Source organism: Chitinophaga sp. (assembly GCF_039596455.1).
Classification (GTDB): domain Bacteria; phylum Bacteroidota; class Bacteroidia; order Chitinophagales; family Chitinophagaceae; genus Chitinophaga.
Genome location: NZ_JBCNJR010000001.1, coordinates 2,049,397 through 2,075,506 on the forward strand (window position 1 = coordinate 2,049,397; position 26,110 = coordinate 2,075,506).

Annotated in this window: 18 protein-coding genes and 1 tRNA gene; 7 read left to right on the top strand and 12 right to left on the bottom strand. The window is 54.1% G+C overall.

Annotated features, from left to right (window positions below; genetic code table 11):
• Positions 1-279: 279 nt before the first annotated feature.
• Positions 280-489, bottom strand: a complete 210-nt coding sequence (locus ABDW36_RS08355) for a helix-turn-helix transcriptional regulator (protein WP_343701428.1) — start codon at positions 487-489, stop codon at positions 280-282.
• Between the two features lie 129 nt (positions 490-618).
• On the opposite strand from ABDW36_RS08355, the gene ABDW36_RS08360 reads away from it, so the two are divergent.
• From ABDW36_RS08360 to ABDW36_RS08375, 4 genes are all read left to right on the top strand, one after another.
• Positions 619-891, top strand: a complete 273-nt coding sequence (locus tag ABDW36_RS08360) for a hypothetical protein (RefSeq protein WP_343701429.1) — start codon at positions 619-621, stop codon at positions 889-891.
• A 191-nt stretch (positions 892-1,082) separates the two neighbouring features.
• Positions 1,083-1,769 carry a hypothetical protein gene (locus ABDW36_RS08365; protein ID WP_343701430.1) on the top strand — a complete coding sequence of 229 codons (687 nt, stop codon included), beginning with the start codon at positions 1,083-1,085 and terminating at the stop codon, positions 1,767-1,769.
• Positions 1,766-3,100, top strand: a complete 1,335-nt coding sequence (locus tag ABDW36_RS08370; RefSeq protein WP_343701431.1) for a T9SS type A sorting domain-containing protein — start codon at positions 1,766-1,768, stop codon at positions 3,098-3,100. Before ABDW36_RS08365 ends, ABDW36_RS08370 begins: the two co-directional genes overlap by 4 nt.
• 36 nt (positions 3,101-3,136) lie before the next feature.
• Positions 3,137-4,813, top strand: a complete 1,677-nt coding sequence (locus tag ABDW36_RS08375) for a glycosyl hydrolase family 28 protein (protein ID WP_343701432.1) — start codon at positions 3,137-3,139, stop codon at positions 4,811-4,813.
• Between the two features lie 151 nt (positions 4,814-4,964).
• Here the strand turns inward: ABDW36_RS08375 and ABDW36_RS08380 are convergent, their stop codons facing one another.
• From ABDW36_RS08380 to ABDW36_RS08400, 5 genes are all read right to left on the bottom strand, one after another.
• Positions 4,965-6,482: a SusD/RagB family nutrient-binding outer membrane lipoprotein gene (locus tag ABDW36_RS08380; protein ID WP_343701433.1), complete on the bottom strand. Its 1,518-nt coding sequence runs from the start codon at positions 6,480-6,482 to the stop codon at positions 4,965-4,967.
• Between the two features lie 18 nt (positions 6,483-6,500).
• A complete protein-coding gene (locus tag ABDW36_RS08385; RefSeq protein ID WP_343701434.1) occupies positions 6,501-10,037 on the bottom strand; it encodes a SusC/RagA family TonB-linked outer membrane protein in 3,537 nt (1,178 codons plus the stop codon).
• A gap of 45 nt (positions 10,038-10,082) precedes the next feature.
• On the bottom strand, positions 10,083-11,255 hold the full coding sequence (locus tag ABDW36_RS08390) for a FecR domain-containing protein (RefSeq protein WP_343701435.1): 1,173 nt from the start codon (positions 11,253-11,255) through the stop codon (positions 10,083-10,085).
• A 71-nt stretch (positions 11,256-11,326) separates the two neighbouring features.
• Positions 11,327-11,890 carry an RNA polymerase sigma-70 factor gene (locus ABDW36_RS08395; RefSeq protein WP_343701436.1) on the bottom strand — a complete coding sequence of 188 codons (564 nt, stop codon included), beginning with the start codon at positions 11,888-11,890 and terminating at the stop codon, positions 11,327-11,329.
• Positions 11,891-12,007: 117 nt separating this feature from the next.
• Complete coding sequence (locus tag ABDW36_RS08400) at positions 12,008-12,934, bottom strand: AraC family transcriptional regulator (RefSeq protein WP_343701437.1); 927 nt, start codon at positions 12,932-12,934, stop codon at positions 12,008-12,010.
• A 523-nt stretch (positions 12,935-13,457) separates the two neighbouring features.
• Here ABDW36_RS08400 and ABDW36_RS08405 point away from each other — a divergent pair.
• Together ABDW36_RS08405 and ABDW36_RS08410 are read left to right on the top strand one after the other, a co-directional pair.
• Positions 13,458-15,896: a TonB-dependent receptor gene (locus tag ABDW36_RS08405; protein WP_343701438.1), complete on the top strand. Its 2,439-nt coding sequence runs from the start codon at positions 13,458-13,460 to the stop codon at positions 15,894-15,896.
• Positions 15,896-17,065 (top strand): PepSY-associated TM helix domain-containing protein, encoded by a 1,170-nt coding sequence (locus ABDW36_RS08410; RefSeq protein ID WP_343701439.1) that lies wholly within the window; start codon positions 15,896-15,898, stop codon positions 17,063-17,065. Before ABDW36_RS08405 ends, ABDW36_RS08410 begins: the two co-directional genes overlap by 1 nt.
• 43 nt (positions 17,066-17,108) lie before the next feature.
• Here the strand turns inward: ABDW36_RS08410 and ABDW36_RS08415 are convergent, their stop codons facing one another.
• From ABDW36_RS08415 to ABDW36_RS08440, 6 genes are all read right to left on the bottom strand, one after another.
• A complete protein-coding gene (locus ABDW36_RS08415) occupies positions 17,109-17,942 on the bottom strand; it encodes an endonuclease/exonuclease/phosphatase family protein (RefSeq protein WP_343701440.1) in 834 nt (277 codons plus the stop codon).
• A gap of 7 nt (positions 17,943-17,949) precedes the next feature.
• Positions 17,950-18,912 carry a DUF1735 domain-containing protein gene (locus tag ABDW36_RS08420; protein WP_343701441.1) on the bottom strand — a complete coding sequence of 321 codons (963 nt, stop codon included), beginning with the start codon at positions 18,910-18,912 and terminating at the stop codon, positions 17,950-17,952.
• 28 nt (positions 18,913-18,940) lie between these two features.
• Positions 18,941-20,743: a RagB/SusD family nutrient uptake outer membrane protein gene (locus tag ABDW36_RS08425; RefSeq protein WP_343701442.1), complete on the bottom strand. Its 1,803-nt coding sequence runs from the start codon at positions 20,741-20,743 to the stop codon at positions 18,941-18,943.
• A 29-nt stretch (positions 20,744-20,772) separates the two neighbouring features.
• The gene (locus ABDW36_RS08430) at positions 20,773-24,102 is read right to left on the bottom strand and encodes a TonB-dependent receptor (RefSeq protein ID WP_343701443.1); all 3,330 of its coding nucleotides are present in this window, start codon (positions 24,100-24,102) and stop codon (positions 20,773-20,775) included.
• 27 nt (positions 24,103-24,129) lie between these two features.
• Entirely contained in the window at positions 24,130-25,077 is a 948-nt protein-coding gene (locus ABDW36_RS08435) for a FecR domain-containing protein (protein ID WP_343701444.1), read from the bottom strand.
• Between the two features lie 70 nt (positions 25,078-25,147).
• Positions 25,148-25,729: an RNA polymerase sigma-70 factor gene (locus ABDW36_RS08440; RefSeq protein ID WP_343701445.1), complete on the bottom strand. Its 582-nt coding sequence runs from the start codon at positions 25,727-25,729 to the stop codon at positions 25,148-25,150.
• Between the two features lie 298 nt (positions 25,730-26,027).
• On the opposite strand from ABDW36_RS08440, the gene ABDW36_RS08445 reads away from it, so the two are divergent.
• Positions 26,028-26,101 (top strand) — tRNA-Asp (locus ABDW36_RS08445).
• Positions 26,102-26,110 lie beyond the last annotated feature (9 nt).

A 26,110-nucleotide genomic window follows, 5' to 3' on the forward strand; every position in this document is an offset into this window, starting at 1 on the left:
TAAAATGCTGTGACGCTATATTGGGCAAGCTAAGTTGTCAATTGTTCAATTGATATGTTTTCAACGCTTTAGTTAGTTGCATTGCCTGCCATTTGTTCCGGTCGATTTTACCAAATGAGCGCCTCAATTTTAGAGTGCCGCTAACCAAGTTATAGGAATTCTTTGCTTCCAAGAGTGCGTTGATATGCTTGCCAAAACGTAGTGCCTTTCACATATAACTTATCAAATTTTTGCTAATTTAAGAAAAGAAATAGTAACAGTCGTACGGAACATCCTAGCTTACTTCTTCCGCGCCACCAGCAAATCCTTCGCCTCCACATCCAACGCCTCCGCAATCCGGAAAAGCATCTCAACAGTAGGCTGCATACTATTCGTACACCATTTGGACACGCTCACCCTGTTAACGCCCAATTGATCAGCGAGCCAATTATTAGTTTTCCCCCTTTCGGCCAGTACTGCCTTAATCCTGTTAAATACTTTATCACTCATAAACGAAACCAAATAAAGACAATTTCCTTCAATTAACGTAGTAAGCGGATAAGTAATGTTAATAACTTTATTTGTAGCTTTTAAAGCTAATTTTGTAAATTAGTGTATTACTCACAAACACCATTGTTCATGCACCTCCTTCAACATACCCACCTCTCCGAAACAGAACAACAAAACCCGCAACTGGCCCTTTCCCGCTTCTGCAACCGGAACGATCTGCCTCATCTACGCCATCAATTATGGGCCTGGCTTCGGGAATCGCTCTCCGCAGATAATTCCTCCTACGACTCCGCCCCCGCCCGTGACGAGCTCCTGCACACCTTCGAAGAACTTAACCGCCTCCTGGATGCCGTTTTCCTCCTGCACAATATGGAGACCACCCAATTATTGAACACAGCCTGAAAGACGAACCTACAACGAACCCAGAACGAACCTACAACGAACCTACGTAAAAAACCGTAGGTTCGTTATTCCCCCTATGAAGCTTCGTTGTAGGTTCGTCTTTCACGGCCAGAATCTACACAAAAGCTAAATCTTTCTGCACTTATGCTAAATCCGCGCCAGCCGCATGAAATAATTTCGTGGAAAAAAAGATGGCAAAGAGCATTGACAACGTTATGACCTACGGCGCCAGCGGCCTGCTGGGCAATGTGGTATTCCGCCGGGTGGGCAACAAGGTATTCATCTGCAAGCGCCCCACGCCTTCAGACAAACCGCCCACTGCGGAGCAGCTGGAATGCCGAGAACATTTCAGAAAGGCGCAGCGCTACGCCGCTGACGCTATCAGAACGCCTCACCTGAAGGCCTATTACGAGACGGGTAAAGGTTCCGCCTACCACGCTGCGCTCCGAGACGCGCGCAAGGCGCCGGAAATCAAAGACATCCGGCCAGGCCCCGTGATCCGCATCAAGGCGCGGGACAACTTCCGGGTACAAGCTGTTTGGGTGGTGATCCTCCAGCCGTCTGGCGCATTATGGGAAGAAGGGCATGCCGTAAATACAAACATGTTTGAATGGGAGTATACGGTGAAGAAAACACCGCCAACGGATATGATACTGCACGTGAGTGCTACAGACCTTCCGGGAAACGTTACCCGGCAGGAAGTGACGCTCCCGGTGGCCCTGTTTGCAAGCCCTCAAGAGGATTCACATAATATACCGCCGCGTCCATGGGAACATTCCCTCAAGCTGGGAACATTCCCACTGAAAATATTATTCCTGTTTTGTTGGGCCCACATGGCTTTTTACGTTACTTGGTTGCTTACAAGTAATTCCACATGAAAAAAATTGTCCACGTTCTCACCTATGTATTATTCGTGTCCAATTGTTTTGCCCAGTCATTTACTCCTGGAAATTTTGTGGTGGTCAGGATCGGTTCGGGGGCAGATTCCCTGGCGGCCGGTGTAGCCCAGCCTGTGTTCCTGGATGAGTACAATCCCTGCGGCAACCTGGTACGAAGCATCCCGATGCCCGTGTCCGTGTCGGGCAGCAACAAAAGGCTTACACTGCCTGTTTCAACAAGCGATTATACCGAAGGGTATATCAGCCTGTCTGAAGACGGGGGCAAGCTGGCATTAGCCGGTTATGATGCTGATCCTGGTACGGCCGGCGTGTCTTCGTTATCCGCCAATACGGCCAAAAGGGTGGTTGCGGTGGTCAATAACGATGGTACCGTCAATACCGCCACCGCGTTAAGCGCGTTCAGCGGCCAGGTGGTGCGGGCAGCGGTGATTGACGGTTCAGGTATTTGGGTGAGCGGCGGCTCCGGCGGTGTTATGTATACCACGCTGGGCGGCACTGCCCATGTACAGCTGACCAATGCCACCGCGCGCTGCCTGGTGGTATCAAACGGGCAGCTGTACGCCACTTCCACCTCCGGCTCGTTGCGGCTGGCTGCTGTGGGCACGGGCCTTCCGGTAACCGCGGGGCAAACCATGGTGAACCTTCCCGGCCTTCCCGCCACCGGCAGCCCCTACCAGTTCCTGATCGTCAACGCCGGCAGCGGGTCTGACGTGTTGTACGTGGCGGATGATAACCTGCTGCGGAAATATTCGTTATCAGGCGGCGCATGGCTGAGCAACGGCACTATCGGCGTAGCGTCTGACAAATACCGCGCAGTTACGGGGCAACGCAATACCGATGGAACGGTGAAATTGTACGCCATCCGCAGAAACGATAATGCCACCGGCAAAGGCGGGGAAATAGTTACGTTGACAGACAGCACCGGCTACAACAGCAACTTCTCCGCTATTGTGCCTACCCTCATCGTCAAAGCTAACGACAACAACGTTTTCAGGTCTGTAGTAATGGCGCCTGATCAAACAGCGGCCAATGTGCTGGCCCGGAAGCATGAGCCGGCAGATTCCCTCGGCCTGCAGCTGACCCCGAATGCGGCGAGGGAAAAGGTGGTGGTCACCTTCCAGGCAAAGCAACTTTCCAGTCCCCTTATTATCATCACCAATACCACCGGGCAGATAGTACGGCAGGTAGCGCCTGCGTCCATACAGGCGGGAAAGGTTACAATAGACGTACAGGGCCTGCCCAAAGGCGTATACTATGTAACGTTAAGCGACGGGAAGAAAAAAGAAACGAAGACGCTGCTGGTGTTGTAACCTGCGCAGTATCGAACCATAAAAACAAGCAGAAAAATGAAACTTACTTACAGGCTCTTGCATCTTTGTGTTTGGCTGGCGGCCGCCATCGTTTCCAAAGCCCAGGAACTGCCGGATCTGAAAACCCTCCTGGATGCGCAGCAAGGCAACCCGGTTATTGAGATACCGGCAGGCAAATACCGGCTGAACAATATGACATATGGCGCGTACCAGTTCACCAACCTGAGCAATGTAGAGATCAGGGGGAATGGCGCTTCCATCATTTGCAACTCCCAGGAGCTGGCGTTCCGGTTCTATAATTGTACGAACATTAAAATATCCGGGTTCTCTATTGACTATGACCCGCTCTGTTTTACGCAGGGCGCTATTGTGGCCAAAGACAATGTGAGTAACCTGTGGTTTGAGGTAGAAATTGACCCTGGCTATCCCGTAGACAACGTAAAGAACCACCGGGTGCAATTCTATGACGCGGCTACCCGGCAGTTAAAGAGGAACAGCATCACCACCGGTGAAGGCCACTATTCATCCTTTCAGCGAATTCCAAACACCAGGCGCTTCAAGCTGACTAAAAGCAATGCATGGGTGGCGAATGAAAAGGTAGGTGACCTGGTGGTGCTGGATGTAGTATCTACCAAAGCCAATGCCGCCGCACACGCCTTCCAGCTGGAAAAATGCACGAACGCCACGGTGGAGGATGTGACCATCTACGGTTCCAACAGCTTCTCCTTCTTTGAAAGGGATTGCAGCGGCACGCATTACAACCGCTGCAAGGTAGACCGCGGCCCTGTGGCGCCGGGCATGCCGGCCCGCCTGCGCTCCAGCAATGCAGACGGTATTCACAGCAGCCTGGCCAGTGTTGGCCCGCTGGTGGAGAACTGTGATATTAAACATAACGGGGACGATTGCATCATTGTATGCGGCCGTTCCTTCCCCGTATGCAGAATTGACAGCGCTGCCAAATCCATCTACCTGCTAGCGCGCGAAGCCAACCTGGTGTTCTATGTGGGAGACACCCTGCAGCATGTGCTGTATGCCGGTACAAAAAGCGGCAAGGTAAAGGTGCAGGCGGTTGAACCGTACACGCCCACCACAGCAGAGCGCGAGGCCATCGTTGCGCTGTACCCTGACTTGCTGTTCAAACCTAACTACACGCGCGGCGTGCGTATTACGCTGGATGCGCTGCCGGCCATGGGGATCGGCGATATCATCTACAATGAAAGCCATACCGGGAAAGGTTTTGTTATCCGCAATAATAAAGTGGGATATAACCGCTCCCGTGGTATTCTCATCAAAAGCAGCAACGGTGTTGTGTACAACAACGAAATTACCGGTACGGCCATGAACGGCATACTGGTGGCGCCGGAAATTCACTGGATGGGCGGCGGTTTTGCAGACCATGTGGAGATCAGCTACAACCGTTTTTTTGAATGCATGTTTGAGAAAACCAACCAGGGCATGCCGCCGGGCGTATTGTCTGTATTTTATGCCAATGGAGCAGCCAAGGTACCGGCGGCCGGTGCGTTTGGGCAGATCAACGTGCATCATAACACCATCCAGAAATCACCGTATCCCGGATTTGTGTTTACTTCCGTGATCGGGTTGCAGCATTCGGCCAATACGGCGGAGCCGTATCCATGTACCAGCAGGGAGCATGGGAAGAAGTTTGAGGTGACGTTTGATGCGCCGGTGTGGGAGAAGAATAATACGCCGTAGGTGAAGTATTGGAATGAAGAGATTTTATAAGACCGCGCCCTTTTCCTGGTGCGGGTCTTTGTTTATGAAAGGTCGCCAACAAAAAAAGGGGCCGCCTCCCGGCAGCCCCCGTCCTCTCGATTCAAACAGGTTGTTCACTACTCTTCAACCGTTATGGTTTCTTATCCCACCATACTCTTGAAACGTAAGAGTCTCCCTGCGCCAACCGGCTCACAGCAGCCTGGTAGTTATCACCGTTCAGCAGCACCTCCAGCGATGAATACACCGCCCTGCGCGGAATGGTGCCATTGGTGGAGCCCTGGTTGCCGCCGGGTGTCAGTACCGGGTAGCCGGTGCGGCGCCATTCGGTGAAGGCTTCATAATCCCGGCCAAAGAGCAGTATCCATTTCTGGGTCATGATCTTTTCAAGCTGCTGTTCAGTAGTGAGGCCGGCGAAGCTGAGCTCTGCGGCTTCATAAGCGGGCGGTATGGTGGTAATGTTATATGGTTGCAACGCCATGGCTGCCTTTACGCCGTCTTTGAAGAACGTTTCAGCATTGGCGGCGGTGGCGCCCCAGCCCAGCAGGGCGGCTTCGGCCTTGAAGAAACAAACGTCTGCATACGTGAACACATAACAGGGGATGGGCGTGCTGAGCGTTCTGTTAAAATAGGTGGTGGTAGATGCGGTTGAATAATCGTCTTTGATGATGGCCAGCAGCTGCGCATCGGTGAGCGCTACGCCCATGCCGCGGTAATCCGGCGTGCCGGCTTTCACGGAGTTGACGGTGGGGGCGGCTATCAGGGGCAGGCGCGGGTCGTTTTTGGTTTTCAGCGTGCGTACCAATGCATCGGCCAGGTAACGCAGGTCAGGACTGCCGCCTATGAATTGCTGCAGCACCGGGTGTGCGTTGGTGGTTTGTGCGTTGTTGTAAGTGGGGATGGCGGCATTGTCTGCGTTGCCGGTAAGCAACGGCTGCGCCATGGCCTCACGCACGGTTTTTTCCGCCAGTTGCGGCGCCGCGTAGCGGATGCGCATGCCCAGGCGCAGTTTCAGGGAGTTGGCAAAACGTTTCCACTTGGCCACATCTCCTTTGAAATAGAAATCTGCGTTGCCGTAAGAGGCGTCGGCCGGGTTGAGCTGTGCCATGGCATTGTCCAGGTCTGCAATGAGGCGGGTGTAAATGGCTTCCTGTGTATCATACACCGGTTTGGTGTTAACGTGAGAAGCGTCTTCGCTGGTTTCGGAAGAGGGTACGTCGCCAAACAGGTCTGTCAGCCTTTGCCACACGGTCACTTCCATAATTTTGGCGATGGCCAGTTTGCTTCTGCCGGCGGGATTGCTTTCCATGCCTTTGAGGCTCTGGGTGCGTATCTGCATCAGGTTGCGCAGCAGCGCGTAGTGGGAGGCCCACACGCCGTCTGTAGGCTGCTGAATGTAGCGGCTCACCGGCGCCACCTGGCCCCCGGCCCAGTGTTGTATCCATGAGCCGAACTCGATGTTGGCCCTTTCGTTGCCTTCCACCATGGCCGCGTCTTTCTGCACTTTGGACAGCAGCAGGCCGGCGTCTACGTCTGTTACGGAAGTAGGCGGCGTGTTCAGTTTTTCAAAATCTTTGGTGCAACCGGTCGTGAGCAGCATGGTACTTACCAGGCCGCCCGTGATGTATGTCAGAAATTTCCTGTTTTTCATGTTCTTGTTTTTTACAGCTTAAAACTCCAGGTTCAGGTTAATGCCAAAATTCCGCATCATGGGCAGGGAGGTAGACTCCAGGCCCAGGGAGGAATTGTTCACGTTAAAGGACGATGCTTCAGGGGAGATGCCGTCTGTTTTACGCTGGAAGTAAAAGAGGTTCCTGCCGTACAGGCCTATGCCCGCGCGTTTGATGAACTTGCCGTTCAGCATCTTTGACGGGAGCTGATAGCTCAGGCTTATTTCCCGCATGGCAATGTAGCTGGCGTCGTTGAGCATTTCTTCAGACACTACGCTTTCCTTATCGCTGGCCACTACATTCCAGTAGTCTTGCGCAAATACGGGTTTGGTATTGGCCTGGCCGGTGCCTTCCCAGCTGCCGTCTGCCTTCTGCTGTGCTACCACGCCGGAGGCTACGTAGCTGCCGTCACGCCCGGGGAGCGTTTTTTTGGTGGTGCCGTAGATCAGCTCTTCGCGGTTGCTTTGGGAGTATACCATGCCGCCCTGGCGGATGTCTATCAAACCGGTGAGCTGGAAACCCTTGTAACGGAAGCTGTTGAAGAAGCCGCCTGTCCAGTCGGGCATGGCGTTGCCCAGTTCTTCCTGCACGCGGCCGCTGGTGCGCAGGGGCAGGCCGGTGTTGGGATCGATGAGCCTTCTGCCCTGATCGTCTTTCAGCCATGCAAAGCCATTGCTCACTATTACGCCAAAGGGTTTGCCGGGCTCCGCCTTTACAATTACGCCGCGGTCTGAGCCCAGTACAAAGGCATCTACGCCGTCTGCCAGGGATACTACCATGTTGCGGTTACGTGCAAAGTTAAAAGAGCTTTCCCAGGTGAAGCCGTTTGCCAGTTTGAGCGGTGTGCCGTTCAAAGACAATTCGATGCCCCGGTTACGGATCTCGCCGGCATTCACGCGGCGGTATTCGAACAGGCTGGAAAGCGGCAGGGGCACGTCCAGTATCTGGTTTTTGGTGGATGCGTTGTACCAGGTGAAGCTGGCGCCCAGCCTGTTGTTCAGCACACGCACATCCGCCCCGAACTCTGTGGAGGTGGTCAGCTCGTTCTTCAGGTTAGGGTCAGGGATGATGGAAGAGAAAGAAGCCATGGGCTGGCCGCCGTGCGTAAACTGGTCAAGGCTGTAGGTGCCGGTGAGCTGGTAAGGGTTACCGCTGCTGCCGGCCTGCGCCCATGAAGCGCGCACTTTGAGGAAGCTGAGGGTGTTGCTCTGTATTTTTAACGCGTCTGTGAGTATCACGCTGGTGCTGACAGACGGGTAGAAGAACGAGTTGTTTTCCGGTGAAAGGGTGGAAGACCAGTCGTTCCGTGCGGAGAAATCTACAAACCAGAACTCGCGGAAGCTGAACTGGCCGGAAGCATAGGCGGAGTTGATCTGCGACTCCTGCAGGTCAAACAGGTAGCTGTTGGTGAGCGTGTTGTTGATCACATACAGTTTGGGAACGATGAACTCCTGCCCGGTGTTGCCCGTGAGGCGCATGAACCGTTTCTGGTGGCTGCCGCCCAGGTTGAGGCCGAGGCCGATGTCTTCGGAGAGCTTCAGGTTGCTGCTCAGTAACAGGTCGTAGTTATCTTCCCGCACGCGGGTTACCTGCTCTTCAATATCCCCGTTCCTGTTCCGGCTCTGGTAGGTGCCTATCTGGCGGTAGCGCTGGCGCTGGTCTGTATAGAAATCAGTACCGCCGCGGGCCGTCAGTTTGAGCCAGTTGGTGAAATCGTAAGAAAGGCGCAGCATGCCTATCACACGGTCACGGTTGTCTTCGTTATGCGTGTTGTAGATGGTCCAGTATGGATTGGCGGTAGAGCTGTTGGTGGCGTATGTTTTTTCCAGGCCGGGGAATACGCCGCTGTAGCCGAACTGTTTGGCCACGTCTTCCGCCGTCCAGGTATAGTCGGCCAGGGTGTGCATGGGCATGCTCCGGGGCTGGCTGATGAAGAGGTAGGCCGGGTTGTCTGATGCATCGGAAAGGGTGGGACGGTTTTTCCCTTTCTGCGCAATGTAGTTGATCTTGGCGTCCAGCTGCAGCTTGGGCGTAATGCTGGCCTGCGTGCGCAGGTTGAAAGTATTACGGTCAAGTGTATTGGTGGGCACGTAGCCATTCACATGGGTGTTGGAGTAGGAGAAACGATAGTTGATCTTCTCATTGCCGCCGTCTACGCTGATGTTGTTGATAAACTGTTTCTCGGTATTGAAAAACTCCTTGTAGGTGTTGGGTTGCGGCGTCATCCTCAATACGTTGCCCCATTGGTCTTCATACTCCTGCCCTTCCATTTTGGCGCCCCAGCTGCTGCGCATGATCCTGTCACGCCCGGCGCTCATTTTGGGCATGCCCTGCAGGCCCAGTGTTTTGGCTTCCGCCATGGTGTATACTTTACCATCGGTGGCGCGGAAGTGGGTGAAGTCGCCATTGAGGCCCTGGCCGTATTCGTTCTGGAAATCCGGTGTTACCAGGGCGTTGCCGATGGAATAGTCTGAGCTGAAGCGTACGCCCAGGCCTTTGCCGGCCGAGCCGGTTTTGGTGGTGATGAGCACCACGCCGTTGCTGCCCCGCTGGCCGTAGAGGGCTGCGGCGTTGGGGCCTTTCAGCAGGGAGATGCTTTCAATATCTTCCGGGTTGATGTTGGAAATACCGTCGCCGTAATCTATACCGCCGGTGGCGCTGGCGGGCTTCAGGTTCTGGTTGTCCAGCGGAATGCCGTCTACCACGTACAGGGGCTGGCTGTTGCCCTGCAGGGAGTTATTGCCGCGAATCACTATTTTGGAAGACCCGCCGGCGCCGGATGCGGCACGGCTCACCTGTACGCCGGCCACTTTACCGGAAAGGGCGTTGGCCACGTTGGCCTCCTTGCCCTGGGACAGCTCTGCGCCTTTCAGTTCGGCCACAGTATAGCCGAGCGCTTTTTTATCCCGTTTAATGCCAAGTGCCGTTACTACCACTTCGGAGAGGGCCTTGGTACTTTCCGCCAGCTTTATCTGCAGGTTGGTGGCGCCGGTCAGTTCCACCCGCTGTTGCGTAAACCCCATGAAGGAAAACACCAGCGCGCGGGCCCCGGAGGGCAGGCGCAGGGAGAAGCTGCCGTCAGCATTGGTGATGGCGCCTTGGGATGAGCCTTCTACCGCAATGGTAACGCCCGGCAAGGGGTTATTCTTTTCGTCAGTCACCTTGCCGGTGATCACCGTGTCTGCCGCAGGCTTATTAACGGGAGCCGGCTCCGGCGCTTTTTCCTGGATGGTGATGGTCTGGTCAATGATCTTGTACGTCAGCTGCCGGCCGGCCAGGCATATTTTCAATACCTTGTCTATGGCGGCGTCTTTTACATCAATGTTCACCTTTCCTGCTTTTTTCACAACATCGTTGCTGTACAGGAAGTAATAACCTGTTTGCTGCCTGATGGCGCTGAACACCTGTTCAAGCGTAGCATTGCGCATAGATAAGGAGATCTGCTGCTGTGCCGCCGCGGAAACCCGCAGGCAGATGACCAGCAGCAGGCAGGAGCCGATCATTACGGCCCGCTTTGCGAATGTCAGTTTGTTCATCATCGGTTTTTTAGATTAAAAGCGATTGAATAGTATGGTTGATCGTTAAAATTGAATAGTGACGGTACGGCCTTCTACAGCACTTTTGGCGCCGCTCACGTAACCCAGCATGTCAAGCACCTGCGCCAGGGAGGCCTGCCGGCGGATGTTGCCCGAAAACAGGCGGGTGGGCATGGGGCCTTTTACGCTAACCTCCACATCGTACCACCTTGCCAGTTGCGCAATGATGTCTGCCATGGCATCATCTTTAAAATAAAAGAGCCCGTTTTTCCAGGCCAGCGCCTTGTCAATATCTGCCGGCATTATTGTTACGTCATTGCCTGTGGCTACTAGGGCTTGCTGGCCCGGCTTCAGGTTCCAGCTGCGGTCACCGGCGAGCTGTATTTTCACGGCGCCTTCGGTGAGGGTGGTCCTGGTAATCCCGTTGTATCCCATCACGTTGAAGCGGGTGCCCAATACCACTACTTTCATTCCGTTTATGGACACGTAAAACGGCTTATGGTCTTTGGCCACTTCAAAATATCCTTCGCCGGTCAGTTCCACGGTGCGGTCTTTGGCCGTAAAACGGGTAGGGAAGCGGATGGAGGAGGAGGCATTGAGCCATACCTGCGTGCCGTCTGCCAGCGTGAGCCTGAACTGGCCGCCCCTGGGCGTAGTGAGGGTATTGTAGGTAACGGCTTCACTGGCCGCAGCCTCATCGTACACCAGTTGTCCGCTTTGTCCGCTGATGCGGGAACCGCCTTCGCTGAGCACGGTATCTCCCGCCAGCTGGCCGAGGCTTACGGTTTGGCCGTTGGAAAGCTGCAGCATGGCTTTATTGCCACCGGGCTGAGGGCTGGCAGCGGGAGCAGCGGAGGCCAGTTGGGCGGGGGCAGTGGCCGGCCGGTTGGGCCAGAGCAGGAAGGTGCCTGCGGCCAGGAGGATGCTGGCAGCGGCAGACCAGTACAGCAGGCGGCGGCGTGGACGGGCGCTGCGGCTGGTATCATACCCGGCGCGCACGGCCACGGCTTCCCAGTCGGCCGCCATATCAAGCCGGTCAAAAAACGCCATCTCCTTTTCGAGGATGGCCGGGTTGCTGAAAGACTCAAACAGGGCGCGGTTCTTTGCATCGGCTGCCAGCCAGGTATTTAGCCGGGCCTGTTCATCCGGGTGCAAACCTTCCCTGAAGTGTTTGAATATCAGTTCCGCAATGTTGTACGGTAATTGCTGCTGTTCCATATCGGGTATTAAGAAACGCAGCGGGGTGAAAAGGGTGACAAACGAATAAAAAAAATTTCGGGACCCGGCAGTCAGCTCATCAGTACATATGCCACCAGCATATATGTTTCCGGCGGCAGCCGCAGCCGGAGCAGTTGCAGGCCGCGCCGCTTCTGGGTTTTGACGGTGTTTACGCTGATATTGAGCATCCTGGCTATCTCCTGGTTTTTCAGGCCGTCAATATACCCCATGCGAACAATGCGGCCGCATTCTTCCGGCAGGCTTTCCAGCGCCTGGTGTATGGCGGCCAGCACCTCCGTGCGGATGATGGCGTTAATAGCGGCGGTTTCTGTTTCAGGCGCCCCGGCGGCCTGCTCCTGCACAAACTTTTCTATCACCTTGTTGTGGCGGAGGGTATTGAGGCAGGCGTTGCGTACAGAGCTGTACAGGAAGTTACGGACAGCGGAGGGGTGAGTGGAAACCTCCGCCTGCCGGGCCAGGTAGCTTACAAAAGATTCCTGCGCAATGTCCCGCGCCAGCTCCGCATCTGCCGTGAACTGGAAGGCGTAGTGGCACAAACGGGCATAATACTCCCTGAACAGCGTTTCTGCTGCCGTCACGTTCAATTTCACCGTTGCTTTACGTGGCGCCCCCATGCGTATTCATTTTTTAAGCCCCTTGTTTGACCTGGTACAGCGGGATTTAAATATACACAAAATACAGGAAGGCCTTTCTTCCCGTGTATCATAGCGGAGTAATAACTAACAGGGATGTTATCTTGTACTGATCATCTGGTAGGCCTTTGGTGTGATGCCTTCCATCTTTTTAAAGATCCTGATAAAATAATTGGCATCGGTAAAGCCGCATTCCGCGCTGACCTTGTTAACACTGTTGCCGGGTATGGCCAGCAGTTTTTTGGCCATGTTCACCCGCTCGCGGTTGATGTAGTCCAGCGGGGTGATGCCAAACTGGTCGCGGAACCATTTGAAGAACATGTTGCGGCTCAGGTAGGCCTTCCGGCTCAGGGCGTCTACTGCTATCTTTTCCGTCAGGTGCTCATGAATGTATTGCAGTACAAAATGGTGACGGCTCCGGTTGCTGCCGGAAAGGGCGGCTTCCTGCGCTACCTGTTGCAGCTGTTGGCTTTGCAGGAGGCGGATGAGCAGCTCCTTCAGGTTCAGGTCCGCAAAAATATTCTTGTCCCCATTGCCGCTGCTGCAAATGCGGATCAGCTTGTTGATGAGCGCGCTCACCTCCGTATCGTTCTCAAAATGATATTGGTTGAACTGCAGCTTCCATTGGTGCCGCTCGTCTGCGGCATTGTAATAATTGTTGAGATAATCTACCGTTTCGTGAATATACCCCGCGTCTACCGCCAGCGCCACGCACTGGGTGGGCGCTTGCAGCGCCGCCTCCGGGAAGTCTATGATCATGGTTTCATTGGCCGGTACTATCACCGTTTCTCCGGGCAGGTAGTCAAAAGACGGTTTGTCGAACAGGTGCATCACCTTTTTGCCCCGCACCATGCTGGTGATCACCAGGTCATTAAAAGTAAGGGGGATGTGGTAAGCCTGCTGGTAGCTTTCATATACGTTCAGCTCGCAATTGTCAAGACTGAACACACGGCGGTTCTCCACCAGCGTCTGCAGCTGCTTCGGGTGGGTAAGGTCTATTTTATCCAGCTCGTTCCTCCGTTTCATGACGGTAACAATTTAAGGCTATTTTGCCACTCCGGACAGGAGCGGGTACAATTGTGCTATAAAAAGATACAAAAATACCCTGTATTTGGTTTTTAGTGACGGAACTTGCCGGCACGGTTTCATAGTAGAATTTTACGTTATGAGTCTGCCCTCCCGGCTGAACCGGCCAACAAAATCGTGCTCATATCCTATCATATACAACAGACCGGCTCTTTTTAACACAGGATGGATTTGTTTGAATTATCAATATAGCATGGGCGGCCCGCTGTCGGGGTTGCCCGTGCTTTTCCTGGGCTGGCACCGCTTTTAGGTTAAACGGATACCAGAGAGGCTGACCGGAAAGTGGTTTGGGAACGGAAGTACGCTCAACAGGCGCTCCATCCCAATCCCTTTTGGGTCAGCCTTTTCTGTGCCCTTCCGGGTAAAAAATTCCGTTTTGCGTAAATGAAACTCCGCTTTTGACACACCCTGCCCCGCCCGGTTCCGGAACTTTGCAGCCTGAATCGACCAAAATAGCCTCCTCATGCGAATATTTACGATAGTCTTATTGCTGCTTTTGGCAACCGGCTCCTATGGCCAATCTGTTAAAGGCACGGTGAGAGACCAGGAAAACAACCTCGTACCCGGCGTGAGCATCATGCTGGGAAAAGGGAAAAATACCGTAACAGACGCCGAAGGCCGCTTTTCCTTCAGCAACGTGGAGCCCGGTAAATATACCCTTCGCTTCACCTTTGTAGGGTACGAGCCCACGGCCCGCAGCATAGACCTGAAGGCGGGGGAGACCCGGGTGGTGGATGTGGTGCTCAGCTCTTCTGCGGAGCAATTGCAATCTGTAGAGATCACCGGCCGCAAGGAATCCGGTTACAAGAACACCAATTCTTTTGTAGGCACCAAAACGGCCACCGCCTTGAAAGACGTGCCCCAGTCTATCAGCTATGTTACCAAAGAGCTGATGTATGACCAGCAGGCCATGCGCGTGGGAGATGTAGTGAAGTACATGAGCGGGGTGAACCAGTACACGGCGTATGATGACTTTACCATCCGCGGGTTCCGCACGCAAAACAACTCCTCCGTTCAGCTGCTCAACGGCCTGCGCACCATCACCGGTTTCTGGAAACAACCGCTTACCAATTACCTGGAGCGGGTGGAGGTGATCAAAGGCCCGGCAGCGGCGCTCTTCGGCAACAGCTCTCCCGGCGGCATCATCAACCGCGTTACCAAAAAGCCGTTGCGGGAAAAACGCCAGAGCATCAGCTTCACCACCGGCAGCTTCAACACCTTCCGCACCCAGGCAGATTTTACCGGCCCGCTGAATGAGTCCAGAACGCTGCTGTACCGCCTCAACCTGGGCTACGAGAATGCCCAGAGTTTCCGTGACCTGCAATTCGACAAGAATTTCATTGTGGCCCCCTCCATTTCTTTCATCCCTACAGATAAAACCCAGGTAAACTTTGACGTGGTGTACAACCGGAGCATGAGCCGCCTTGACAGGGGACAAGCTGTGTTCGGCAATAACGATATCTATTCTACTCCCGTCTCCAAAAGCCTCAACGCGGTTAACGACCGGCTGAATGAGGACAATCTCATGATCACGGCCTCCCTCATCCATAAGTTTTCGGAGCGGATACATTTCAATATTGCTTACCTGCGCACCGCCTGGGATGAAGACCTGCTGGAGCACCGCAGCTCCAACACCTACGCGAAAGACAGCGCAGGCAATAACATCCCCACGCTGGTGGAAATGCAGGTGTTTGACCGCAGGCGCCGCATGTTCTCGGACAATATTTCCACCTACTTTACTTTTGACGTGAACACCGGCCCGCTGAACCACAAGCTGCTGGCAGGGTATGATTTTGCGCAGTCCAAAACGCCCTGGGGCGCTTCACAGCTTACGGCCAGCGGTTACCGCAATAATGCCAATACGGCCGCGGGCAGTTACAATGCCGCACAACCGGGCCGCTTCCTGTACGAGACGGTCAACGGCATCAAACGCCCCGTACCCAATGTTCCGCACTTTGACCTCACCGCCGCCAGCCCGTACCAGTTGTATGATATGAGCAAGTACTTTTTTGTTAAAGCCGCTTATGACCCTACGCTGTACAACGCGCACGGCATTTACGTGCAGGACCAGATCAAAATAGGCCGCTTCCAGGCCCTGCTGGGCCTGCGGTATGACGCCTACCGCGACTGGAAAGATTACCAGAAGCCCACACAGGAAGTGGTGAAGCAAGACGCTATTATTCCCAGGCTGGGCCTCGTATACGCCGTTACGAAAGACATCAACCTGTACGCCACCTATTCCAAAGGGTACAACCCGCAAACCTCCGTAAGCCTCACCAACCCGAACGCCGGCGGCCCGTTTGACCCCGTGAAGAGCAACCTGGTAGAAGTGGGCGCCAAGGGAGATTTTTTCCAGAACCGGTTGTCCGCCACCTTGGCCGTGTACCGCATTTACCAGAAAAACATGCTGATCAACGCCCAGGCACAGGGGCAGCCGGATTTGCTGCGCGCAATAGATGTGGAATCCAAAGGTGTGGAGCTGGACGTGAAAGGCCAGCTTACGCCAGACTGGTTCGTGACCCTGGCATACGCCTATAACGATATGCCCATCAAAGCCAGCACCAAACCCAAAGAGATAGGCCGGCAGAGCCCCGGCGCACCGCAGCACCAGGGTTCCTTCTGGACGAAGTACACTATATCCGCCGGCGTGCTGCGCGGCATCGGCTTCGGCGCCGGCGGCAATTTTGTAACACAGCGGTTTATGGACTCCAATGTAGACCAGACGCTGCCTGCGTACGAAATATTAAATGCCGCCGTATATTACAGGGTAGACAAGTTCCAGATACAGTTCAACCTGAACAACGTGCTGAACAAAACGTACTGGGTGGGCGGGTATGATTACCTGCGCCTCTTCCCCGGCGCGCCGCGTAACTGGCTGACGTCTGTAGCATACACATTCTGATGACCGCAAAAAAGATCATACGGCAATTGCATCTGTGGCTGGGGCTTGTCTCCGGCCTTGTTGTGCTGGTGGTTACCCTTTCCGGCGCCGTACTGGTATTTGAAAAAGAAATTGACCACCTGGCCAGCGCTGGCCTGTACTTCGTTGAACCGGGCGCGCAACGCCTGCCGGTAGACAGTTTAAAGAAACAAGCGGAGCGCTATAACCCGGCCATGAAGCTGGTGCGTGTGGAAATGGAGCCGCATGCCGCCAACCGCACCGCGCTGTTTTTCGGCAAGGAGGGCAGCGTTACCTGGATGCTGGCCATCAACCCTTACACTGGCGCCGTTATTAAAGCGGTGGATTATGAAAAGCGTTTTTTCCGCATCATGCTCAACCTGCACCGCTACCTGCTGGCCAATGAGGTGGGCAAGGCCGTTACCGGCGTATCCTGCCTTATTTTCCTGGCGCTGATCGTCTCCGGTATTGTGCTTTGGTGGCCCCGCCGCTGGAAATACTTCCGTCAGCGTACCACCATCAAATGGAGCGGCAGCTTCAAGCGGGTGGTGTGGGACATGCATGCGGCAGGCGGCTTTTACGTGCACCTCCTCATTTTTGTGATTGCGCTCACCGGCCTCACCTGGAGTTATAAATGGTTCAACAACGCCATCTTCCTGTTCTTTGACGGCAAGCCTATGGTAGCTTACAAAGCGCCCGCCAACAAGGTGCAGCAGCCTCCGGCCGCCGGCTTCTACGAGCAGGTGTACCAGCAGGCCAACCGGGAGCTGGCTTACAAAGGGCTGATGGTGATCCAGTTCCCGCCGTCAGACAGTGTGTCTGTTACCGTTACCAAGGAAAATTACGAGGCCCGTATCACCAATGTGGTAGATTTCATCTATTACGAGCAGGGTACGGGCAACCTGCTGCAGAAGCGGTTGTATAAAGACCAGAGTACGGGCATGAAGGTGCGGCGGGCCGTATACCCCATACACACCGGGGAGATCTTTGGCTGGCCTACCAAGCTGCTGGCTTTGCTGGCCTGCCTGGTGGCGGCTTCCCTGCCGGTAACGGGCCTGCTCATTTGGCTGAAAGGGGCCAGGGGAGGGGAGCCGAAGAAAAAAGTGAAAAGAAAAAGGATTGTGCTGCATACATTGGCGGAGGTGGAGGCAGCACGCATAAATAAGGGCTGACCGTTTTTGCCGGCCAGCCCTTTCAGGTATGAGGGATCAATACCTAGTTGATCTTTATATTGGCCACTACCGGCCTGTGATCTGATGAATATACCTTCTTCTCTGCATGATACCCCGTAATGGCATTGTAGAACGTTACCGTAAACTTCCCCGTGGGCGCCGTCATGATGTAGTCAATGGTGCGGTTGGGATTGTCTGAAGGAAACGTAAGCGGGCACTGCTGCAGGCAGCCCAGGTTCATGAAACTTTTCAGGATGCCGATGGTCTGCGATTCCGGCACGGCGTTGAAATCACCACCCATGATCACCGGCAGGTCAAGCGCCGTGACTATTTTCTTCAGCTCCTGCGCCTGCAGTATCCGGCTGTCTTCCTGCTGCAGATGGTCAAGATGGGTGGAGGCGAAATAAAAATCCTTTCCTTCCTTGTTTACCCTGATCATGGCCACAGACCTGAACTCTCCGCTAACGTTCGGCGCAACGGGCAGCGCATAGCGCTTGCTCTCTTTAATAGGCAGCTTTGACAGCACAGCGTCCCCATATTCCCCGCCGCCCTGGTCTATGGCTTTGGTGAAGAACCATTCCATGCCGGTAAGCGCGGCCAGGTCTTTTGCCTGGTGAACGTTCTTACCGGTGCGCTGGGTGTATACGTCTACCTCCTGCAAGGCCACCAGGTCAGGCTTTTCATCGTTGATGATCCTGGCCAGCACTTCCAGGTCTGCCGGCGTACCGGAGGAAGCGCGCGCGCCATAGATGTTGAACGTCATCACTTTCACCTGCGGCGCCGGCGGAGGTGGTTCCGGGTTGTCAGGAGCGGGGGCGGATTTTTTGCCGCAGGCCATGGCCAGCAGCAGGGCGGCGCCCAGGAGCAACTTTTTCATGTGCGGGTCAGAAAGCATTTATTTCAGCAATATTGGTGAGGTATACATCTCCCTGGCTGGTGTTGATGGTGATCCTGAAATACCGGGCCTGCTGTGAATAGGCCAGGTAGAAGGTGCTGAGCTTGATGTTTTCCAGGGTGAAATTCTCTGCGTAATTCCAGGTAGTGCCGTCCAGGCTGGTTTCCACAATGATGTCTTTCGGGTTGCCGGTGGCCTTTACGTTGCCGGTGCTCTTGTCTGTACGGCCCGTGAGGGTAAAGCCATGTATTTTGGTGGCAGCCTGCATATCCACTACAATGTGATGCGGCGGCCCGGGTTTGGCGGCTTTCCATTCGGTTGTCCAGAAAGTATCATCGTTACCGTCCAGCGCATGAATGGTACGGCCATTGGCGGTACCTTCCCCGGTTTTTTCTTCAGAAGAGAAGCCGGTCACTTTCCAGGCCGTTCTGTCTATGGCCGGGAAGGGATTGGTGTTGTACAGCGCTTTTACCAGGAAGAAGGTGGTGCGCAGCTTTTCATTCACCTTTGAATTGGCCTGTACGGTTACGGGCAGCAGGTAGCCGCCCACGCCGTCCAGCTTGTCGAGGTGCAGCGTGATGCTGAGAGGCGCGGTGTTCACTTTGCCAGCAGGGATAACGGCACTGGTCTGTTCCAGTTCATAGCTGCCTGCGGGCATCAGCGGGTAGCTGGTAAAGTGCTCGTTGTTGAAATGGCCCGCCAGGGCAGGGTCTGTGGAGAACTGTACCTGTATCTCACCTTTGGGCATATGCGGCCCGCCATAGCAGGCGCCATAGGTGAGCTGAACGGTGGCTTCGCTGCGGTCAAAAGTGAACGCTGCTGGCAGCCTGGCGGCTTGCGGCATGTACACCACGGCGGTGCTGTCTGATATATGGCTTATCAGGTCCCGGTTGCGGCCGCAGCTGCTGAGCAGCACTACGGCGCAGAGAGGAGCGAGAATATATTGTTTCATGGTTTGTAAGGTTTACAGTTTGCAATAATTACCAACCGGGGTTTTGTACCAGGTTAGGGTCCCGGTCTATTTCAGACTGGGGAATGGGCTGCAGGTAATAGTTCTTCAAGAACACCCTTCTTTCAAATACGGTACGCTGGTAAAACACCAGGTCTGTCAGTTTGGTGCCTGCGTCTACATTCATGCCATAGAAGGGGCCGCCGTCTGTTTGCTCCGCAATTTTCCAGCGGCGGGTGTCAAAATAACGGAGGTTCTCCAGGCAGAGCTCCACCCTTCTTTCATGGCGGATCTTTGCGCGCATGTCATCCTGCCCCAGGCCCGGCGCCACATCCGGCAAACCGGCGCGGTTGCGGATCTCGTTGAGGTATTTGGCGATGTCTGCATTGCCGGGCTCGTATTCGTTGAGCGCTTCAATGTAATTGAGCAGGAACTCCGCATAACGCATCATCACAAACGGCCGTGCCACGTACTGGCTGATGCGCGGGTTGCTGTTGGGGTGCAGGTTCTTGCGGGCTATGTAACCGGTGCGGGGATGGTCCCACGAGCCTTTCTTTCCCGTGTTGCCGGTAAAGAAGGTTTCGATCACCTTGGTGCCTTCGCTCGTATTGATCCAGGGGCTGCCATTGTAGCTTACGTTCACGTAGAAACGCGGCTCACGGCCTACGTACATATTGTAAGTGCCTTTGAGCGCGTATTTGGTAGCTGCCGTAGAAAAACCGGTTTCCACGTAGCCGGAGCCTGCTTCTTTGATCCCTTTCCCGTTTTCCATTTCAAACTCGTCTACCAGCTGCTGGGTAACGGCAACTGCTGCATAACCATTGCACAGGCGGGGAGAGATGGAACGCTCCCATCCGCTAAGGCCATTGGTAGTGCGGGCAAAGATCACTTCGGTGTTCCATGGGTCGAGGAACACATCGCGGGTGGAAAGATAAGGGTCGAAATTGCCGGACGCGTCATTTTTACGGTACAGCGCCAGGCCGAAACCGGTCATCAGTTCTTTGGCCGCGTCTGCCGCACGTTTCCACTTATTAGCATCGTACTGCTGGCTGATGAGCTGTTTGCCGTCTTTATTCCTGAAGCCGGCGTAGTCTGTATTGCCGTTGAATTGCGGGCTGGCTGCCAGCAAAGTTACCTGGCTTTTTACGGCCTTGCAGAAGGCCTGTGTAACGCGGCCGTATTCTGTTTCGCTTTGCGCGGTAAAATGTTTGGGAAGGTTTTGAGCGGCCATGTCCAGCTCGGATACTATGTAGTCCACACATTCATCGTAGCTGTTGCGCGGCAGCTGCATCTCTTCCGCGGAAGGGGCCAGGTCTCCGGCAATGGGCGTATCTCCCAGCAGAATAACGGGGCCGTACTGGCGCAGCAGGCAGTAGTAGTAATAGGCGCGCAGGGCGCGGGCTTCCGCTTTGTATTGTTCAATGAGGTCGCCGCCATTGGGAAGCGCCAGTATTTCTACGTTTTCGCCAATGCGTTGCATGAAATAGGTAGCGGAGCGGATGCCCTGGTAGTACTTGGCCCAGTAGTTGAAATAGTTGGACGCGGCGCTCCAGTTGCCCAGGTTGGCCGGGTAAGTATCGTAGCCGGAACCGGGCCTGTCATAGGTAATGTCCGCATCGTCAGACATGCCTTCCCAGGGAGAAGTGTTGCGGTACGCATCGTTGGGCAATGTATTGTAGATATTGGCCAGGTATTCTTCAGAGTATTTGCGCCGGGCAAACACCTGGTCTATGGTAATGCGGTCATCCGGCACCTGGTTCAGGAAGTCCTTGTTGCAGGCCGGTAATATAAATACAGCGGCAATAAGCAGCAGGCTAAAATGTGTTATTTTCATCAGTAGCTGATTAAAAGATCATAATGGATTTAGAAATTCACGGCAATACCAGCGGTGTAAGAGCGGGTGCTGGAATAAGCCGCGCCGCGCCCGTTACCTACTTCCACATCCCATAGTTTAAAGGGAGAAATGGTGAACAGGTTCACGCCCTGTACAAACAGGCTGGTGGATTTTAGCCGCATCCGCCGCATCCAGGAAGACGGGAGGTTGTAGCTGAGCTGCAGTGTTTTCAGGCGCACGTAGTTGGAGTTTTTCACCCACCAGGTGCTGGCAGCGTAGTTGTCGTTCAGTGACCCGGCCATTAACCGCGGATAAAATGCGTTCGGGTCCGGATTATCTTCCGTCCACCGGTCAGTAATATTGCTGAACAGGTTGCCGCGGGCAAGGCCCTGCTGGAACGGCATAGTGCCTTCTCCGCTGAGCAGTACATCTACATTGGCCGCGCCCTGGAAAAGGGCGGAAACCGCAAAAGCTTTGTAACCAATGGTGAAGCCGGCCCCGTACATGATTTCCGGAACGTCTCCAAAACCGATAGGCACCTGGTCATAGGAATCTATCACGCCATCGCCGTTGATGTCTTTATACTTGATATCGCCGGCACGTACATCGCCCGTCTGGCGGGGAGAGTTTTCCACTTCTTTATCGCTTTCAAATAGCCCCAGTGCCACGTAACCAAAGCGCTGGTTCACTTTCTGCCCTTTGCGGTTCAGCCAGGGATATTTCCAGGCCGGGTCATCGTTCTCTACCGCTTTGTTGCGGTTAAAGCTGAAGTTGCCCATCAGCTGCAGCGAGACGTCTCCGATCATATCATTGTAAGTCAGGGAAACGTCTATGCCTTTGTTTTCTATGATGCCCACGTTGCCGAACGGCGCATTGATCATGCCTATGTAAGCAGGCAGTGAGCGGCGGCGGAGGAAGATGCCGCTGCGGTATTCCTTGAACAGGTCTACCTGTACGGACAAGGCTTCTTTCAGCACGCGGATGTCGAAGCCCAGGTTGGTTTTGCGGGAAGTTTCCCATTGAACGTCTACTGAATATTCGCCTATTTCCTTGCCGGTAAAGGACGTGTTGGGTGTTTTGCCGAATGTGTAAGTACCCGTATTAGCCACCGTGGCCAGGTACGCAAATCGTCTTCCGTCTATCTGGCTATTGCCCACAATACCGTGTGAGAAGCGGGCCTTGAAAAAAGGAATAATGCTCTTAATGGGACGGTAAAAGTTTTCTTCGGATATCACCCAGCCAATACCACCTGAAGGGAAGAAGCCATACCTTCTGTCCGGATAAAAGTTTTCGGAACCATTATATCCGAAGTTGGCTTCCAGGAAGTACCGGTTGTTATAAGCATAAGTAGCACGCCCCGCCAGGCCCTGGAAACGGTAGGGCATAGACTCTTCAAGGTTGCCCGCATAGGTATTGATCTTGTCATTCTTGTTGTAAAGCAGCATGCCGCTTACATCGTGCTTGCCAAAACTGCGGTTGTAGTTGAGGGCCAGTTCGGAATAGATGATACGTTCGCCCTGGTTAGACTTGGTATAAGCGAGGAATTCCGTACCAATGGCGGTTTGCTCAAACATCAGCTCTCCGTTTGCATCTCTGCCAATGGCCAGCCATGTATCCGGTGTTTTAGTATAGCGGTTGCTGGTATAATTGTAAGCATCGAAAGCGAACATGCCGGTAACGGAAAGGCCTTTGGTGATGAAGGGCAGTTCCTGCGTAAGGCGCAGGTTGGAGTTGATCTGGCTTCTCCACTGGTTAGCATAGCCTACTTGTGTAAGACTGGCCCAGGGATTGGAAAGGCTGCCGCTGCGTACGTCTGCTACTTTGCCATCAGGATAGCGGAGCGGGATCTGTACCGGGGTCATAAAGTAGGCATCCGCAAAAATATCATTCACACCGGTGGTAGGCAGGTTGATATTGTCAAGATAGCCGTTGATGCCCAGCTTCACTGTAGTTGTAGAAGATGGCTGCAGGGTGAGGTTAGACGTAACGTTATATCTTTTTTTGAAGATGGAAGAATTGTACTTGGCAAGTTCGTCAATATTATACAATCCCATTTCGTCATAAAAGCCCAGTCCCACGTAATATACGGCTCTTTCAGAACCACCGCTGATGTTGGCGTTGGCATTGCGAATACGGCCGTGTTTGTTGAACAGCTCTTTGAACCAGTCTACGTTGGGGTAGAGGTAGGGATCGCTGCCGTCACGTGTTTTTTGGATGGCTTCTTCGGAGTATTGCGTGGCATTGCCGCGGGTGGTAAGCGCTTCATTAGACATTTCCATGTAAGTGGCGCCGTCTGCAAAAGAGGGCAGCTTGGCGAAGTTTGTAACACCTTCCGTATAACGAATGTTGTAGCTGGGCTTACCCGCCTTGCCGGCCTTGGTGGTAACAAGTATCACCCCATTGGCGCCCCGTACGCCGTACACGGCGGTAGCGGCAGCATCTTTCAGCACGGAAAAACTCTCAATATCTTCCGGATCGAGGTTGGCAATATTGCGCGGCACGCCGTCTACCAGCATCAGCGGAGCGCTGAGGCTGCTGGTGAAGGTGGAAATACCGCGGATGTAGATATTGGCATCGTTATAACCCAGCTCGCTGCTGCGCTGCACGCTCACCATCCCCGCAATGCGGCCGCCCAGCGAATTGGTAAGGTTGGAAACCGGCTGTTTCAGGTCTTTGGGCGAAACAGTGGTTTGCGCGCCTACCAGGCTCACTTTTCTCTGCTGCCCAAAGCCCACTACCACTACTTCTTCCAGGGCAGAAGAAGCTTCGTGCATCACCACGTCCAGCTTGCTGCGGCCGGCCACCGGAATTTCCTGCTTGCGGTAGCTGATCATGCTGAACACCAGCACGGCATCATCCTCCACGGAAAGAATATAACGCCCGTTAATGTCTGTACCGGTGCCGTTGCGGGTATCTTTTATCATAATGGTAACGCCTACCATGGGTTGGCCCGTGGAGTCCCGCACAATGCCGGTGATCTCCCTTTTGCCGTTGCCGACGGGGGCGGTGGCGGCAGGTTGCTGGCCGCGGGTGGTTACCGAAATATTGTTGCCGGTGGTTTTGAACTGCAGCCCGGCCTGTTTGCCAATTTCAGACAGCAGCTTTTCTACGGTAATGGTCTTGTAGTTCAGCGTGAGGTTGCGGGGAGCAGCCTCCAGGGATTTGTCATACAGGAACCGGAACGTAGTTTGTTTTTCAATACTGCGGAATACTTCCGTTACCCCGGCATTTTTCACTGAAATGCTAACGGTTTGTGCTTCTGTGCCTTGCGCCAGGGAGGGCATGGCAAGTGCCAGCAGCGGAATAGCGAAGAGCAGCAGCCTGAGATGCCGCAGCTTTCTTTGTAGAACTGGATTCATACACTCTGTTTTGAACGTGTTAGGTGGTTATTTTTTGCGGATAAGAACGGTATTGCCATCCTGCGTATACTGCAGTTGGAAAATGAAACAAATAGATTCCAGGGTGCTGTTCAGGGAAGTGTTGGCCTGCGTGCCGGACAGGATATAGTCTCCTATGCCGGGCGTTTCCAGCACCACCTTGATGCTGTACCATCTTTCCAGTACGGCGCTTACCTCCTGCAGCGTCAGGTTGTTCATATTGATGATACCCTGCTGCCAGTTGCTCATCAGCGCCGGGTCTGCCGTGGCGCTGATGAAATGGTCATTGTCCGTGTTATAGGAGGCCTGCTCTCCCTGGGCCAGCACAATGCTTTTGCCCTGCGGGTCAGCCACTTTTACCTTACCCGTAAGCACTGCTATGCGGGGCGTTTCCCGCGGGTAAGACCTTACATCGAATGAAGTGCCGAGCACCTGCGTGCTTAGTTCTCCACTGTGTACCACAAAGGGGCGGTGCTGGTCCTGCCGCACGTCAAAGTATGCCTGGCCTTGCAGGTATACCGTGCGGGCGCCGGTAGAGGAGAAACTGTAGCGGATGCTGGAGCGGGCGTTGAGCGTTACTACGGAGCTGTCTGGCAGGCGGAGCGTTCTGATCTCTCCATCTGCGGTGCTGGCGGTCATCCAGTCTGTGGCAGGCTGCGGCGTGGAGGCTGGCCATAATAGCCGGATGGCTACCAGCAATACCGCGGCTGCGGCAGCGTAGGGCAGCAGGCGGCGGAGCAGCGGCTGTTTGGGCGCAGCCTTGCGGAGGATGCGCTGTTCCAGGCGGGCAGGCAGCTGCTGAGGGGATGCCTGTTCCCACTCCTGGTAAGGCAATGTTTCCTGCTGGTCTTCCTTTTCCGTCAGTTCAAGAAAAAGGCGCAGTTCCTCCGGTGTGGCGGTGTTTTGCTGTATCTTTTCAAATAGTTCCCTGATACGCGTGGAATGGCGTTGGCTCATATGGTAAGAAGCTTCTTTCCCATATATACACGGAAACCGTCCTCACTACTTAGCCGGGAGTTAAATTTTTTTAGCGGAGGAAAAGGAGCACCAGTAGTATATAGCTGTCTTTCAGCTCTGCCCTGATCACTTTGAGGCTGCTGTGAATGTGGGCTTCCACAGTGCGGATGGAGATGCCGAGCCGGTCTGCAATTTCGCGGTGGGAGAGGCCTTCCTCCCTGCTCATTTTGAATACTGTGCGCTGTTTGTCACCCAGCTTGCCCAATATATTATTGTACTGGCGGTACAGTTCATTGTAATCCAGCTTGCGGAGAATGCCGTCTTCCTGGTGCAGGGCGGCATCTGCCGGGCTGGCAGCGGCCAGCTGGCGCACGGCCTTGTTGCGCATGAAATTGATGATATGGTTGCGGGCTATGGTAAATATGAGTATTTCCGGGTTGGCCTCAGGGTCCAGCTTGTCCCGGAAATGCCAGAGCTTGAGGAAGATGTCCAGCACCAGCTCTTCTGCATCTTCATCGTTCCCTGTTTTCTTTTTACAATATCCCAGTACTTTTGGGCCAAGGATGCCGAGTAATTCCCGGAGCGCGTTCTCCTCGCCCTTTTTGAACCGGAGCATCAGGCCCGGCGGCATGTGGTTCACACTAGTCTCCATGATGAACGCAAAATTAAAAAGCGAATGTTATCGTAAGGTTATGCTTCGTCTGTAGAAGTGCCTGTCTTTCATTTGACCTGAAATGTGGAATTAGCTACGGCCAATATTAGTAAAATAAAAATTAAGTTTTCACCGGTAAATTCGCCTTCCCCTGATTATGGGTGGTGCTGGCCGGTAATTTTGTATTGATATGGGGCAAATATTTATGCGTAGAAATTTGGCTATTTGAAATAAATATTTCTATATTTGCAGCCCCGAAAGGGAACAACAGATAGGCTGAAAGGCTTGTCTGTGGTGAGGATCGGTAGTTCAGTCGGTTAGAATGCCGCCCTGTCACGGCGGAGGTCGCGGGTTCGAGTCCCGTCCGGTCCGCACGATTTA

Bases quoted from the DNA above. Each gene is read 5' to 3' on its own strand.
- ABDW36_RS08365 (WP_343701430.1), top strand. From the start codon at position 1,083: ATGGCAAAGAGCATTGACAACGTTATGACCTACGGCGCCAGCGGCCTG.
- ABDW36_RS08420 (WP_343701441.1), bottom strand. From the start codon at position 18,912: ATGAAACAATATATTCTCGCTCCTCTCTGCGCCGTAGTGCTGCTCAGC.
- ABDW36_RS08380 (WP_343701433.1), bottom strand. From the start codon at position 6,482: ATGAAAAACAGGAAATTTCTGACATACATCACGGGCGGCCTGGTAAGT.
- ABDW36_RS08385 (WP_343701434.1), bottom strand. From the start codon at position 10,037: ATGAACAAACTGACATTCGCAAAGCGGGCCGTAATGATCGGCTCCTGC.
- ABDW36_RS08375 (WP_343701432.1), top strand. From the start codon at position 3,137: ATGAAACTTACTTACAGGCTCTTGCATCTTTGTGTTTGGCTGGCGGCC.
- ABDW36_RS08390 (WP_343701435.1), bottom strand. From the start codon at position 11,255: ATGGAACAGCAGCAATTACCGTACAACATTGCGGAACTGATATTCAAA.
- ABDW36_RS08410 (WP_343701439.1), top strand. From the start codon at position 15,896: ATGACCGCAAAAAAGATCATACGGCAATTGCATCTGTGGCTGGGGCTT.
- ABDW36_RS08430 (WP_343701443.1), bottom strand. From the start codon at position 24,102: ATGAATCCAGTTCTACAAAGAAAGCTGCGGCATCTCAGGCTGCTGCTC.
- ABDW36_RS08395 (WP_343701436.1), bottom strand. From the start codon at position 11,890: ATGGGGGCGCCACGTAAAGCAACGGTGAAATTGAACGTGACGGCAGCA.
- ABDW36_RS08355 (WP_343701428.1), bottom strand. From the start codon at position 489: ATGAGTGATAAAGTATTTAACAGGATTAAGGCAGTACTGGCCGAAAGG.
- ABDW36_RS08435 (WP_343701444.1), bottom strand. From the start codon at position 25,077: ATGAGCCAACGCCATTCCACGCGTATCAGGGAACTATTTGAAAAGATA.
- ABDW36_RS08400 (WP_343701437.1), bottom strand. From the start codon at position 12,934: ATGAAACGGAGGAACGAGCTGGATAAAATAGACCTTACCCACCCGAAG.
- ABDW36_RS08415 (WP_343701440.1), bottom strand. From the start codon at position 17,942: ATGAAAAAGTTGCTCCTGGGCGCCGCCCTGCTGCTGGCCATGGCCTGC.
- ABDW36_RS08405 (WP_343701438.1), top strand. From the start codon at position 13,458: ATGCGAATATTTACGATAGTCTTATTGCTGCTTTTGGCAACCGGCTCC.
- ABDW36_RS08370 (WP_343701431.1), top strand. From the start codon at position 1,766: ATGAAAAAAATTGTCCACGTTCTCACCTATGTATTATTCGTGTCCAAT.
- ABDW36_RS08360 (WP_343701429.1), top strand. From the start codon at position 619: ATGCACCTCCTTCAACATACCCACCTCTCCGAAACAGAACAACAAAAC.
- ABDW36_RS08425 (WP_343701442.1), bottom strand. From the start codon at position 20,743: ATGAAAATAACACATTTTAGCCTGCTGCTTATTGCCGCTGTATTTATA.
- ABDW36_RS08440 (WP_343701445.1), bottom strand. From the start codon at position 25,729: ATGGAGACTAGTGTGAACCACATGCCGCCGGGCCTGATGCTCCGGTTC.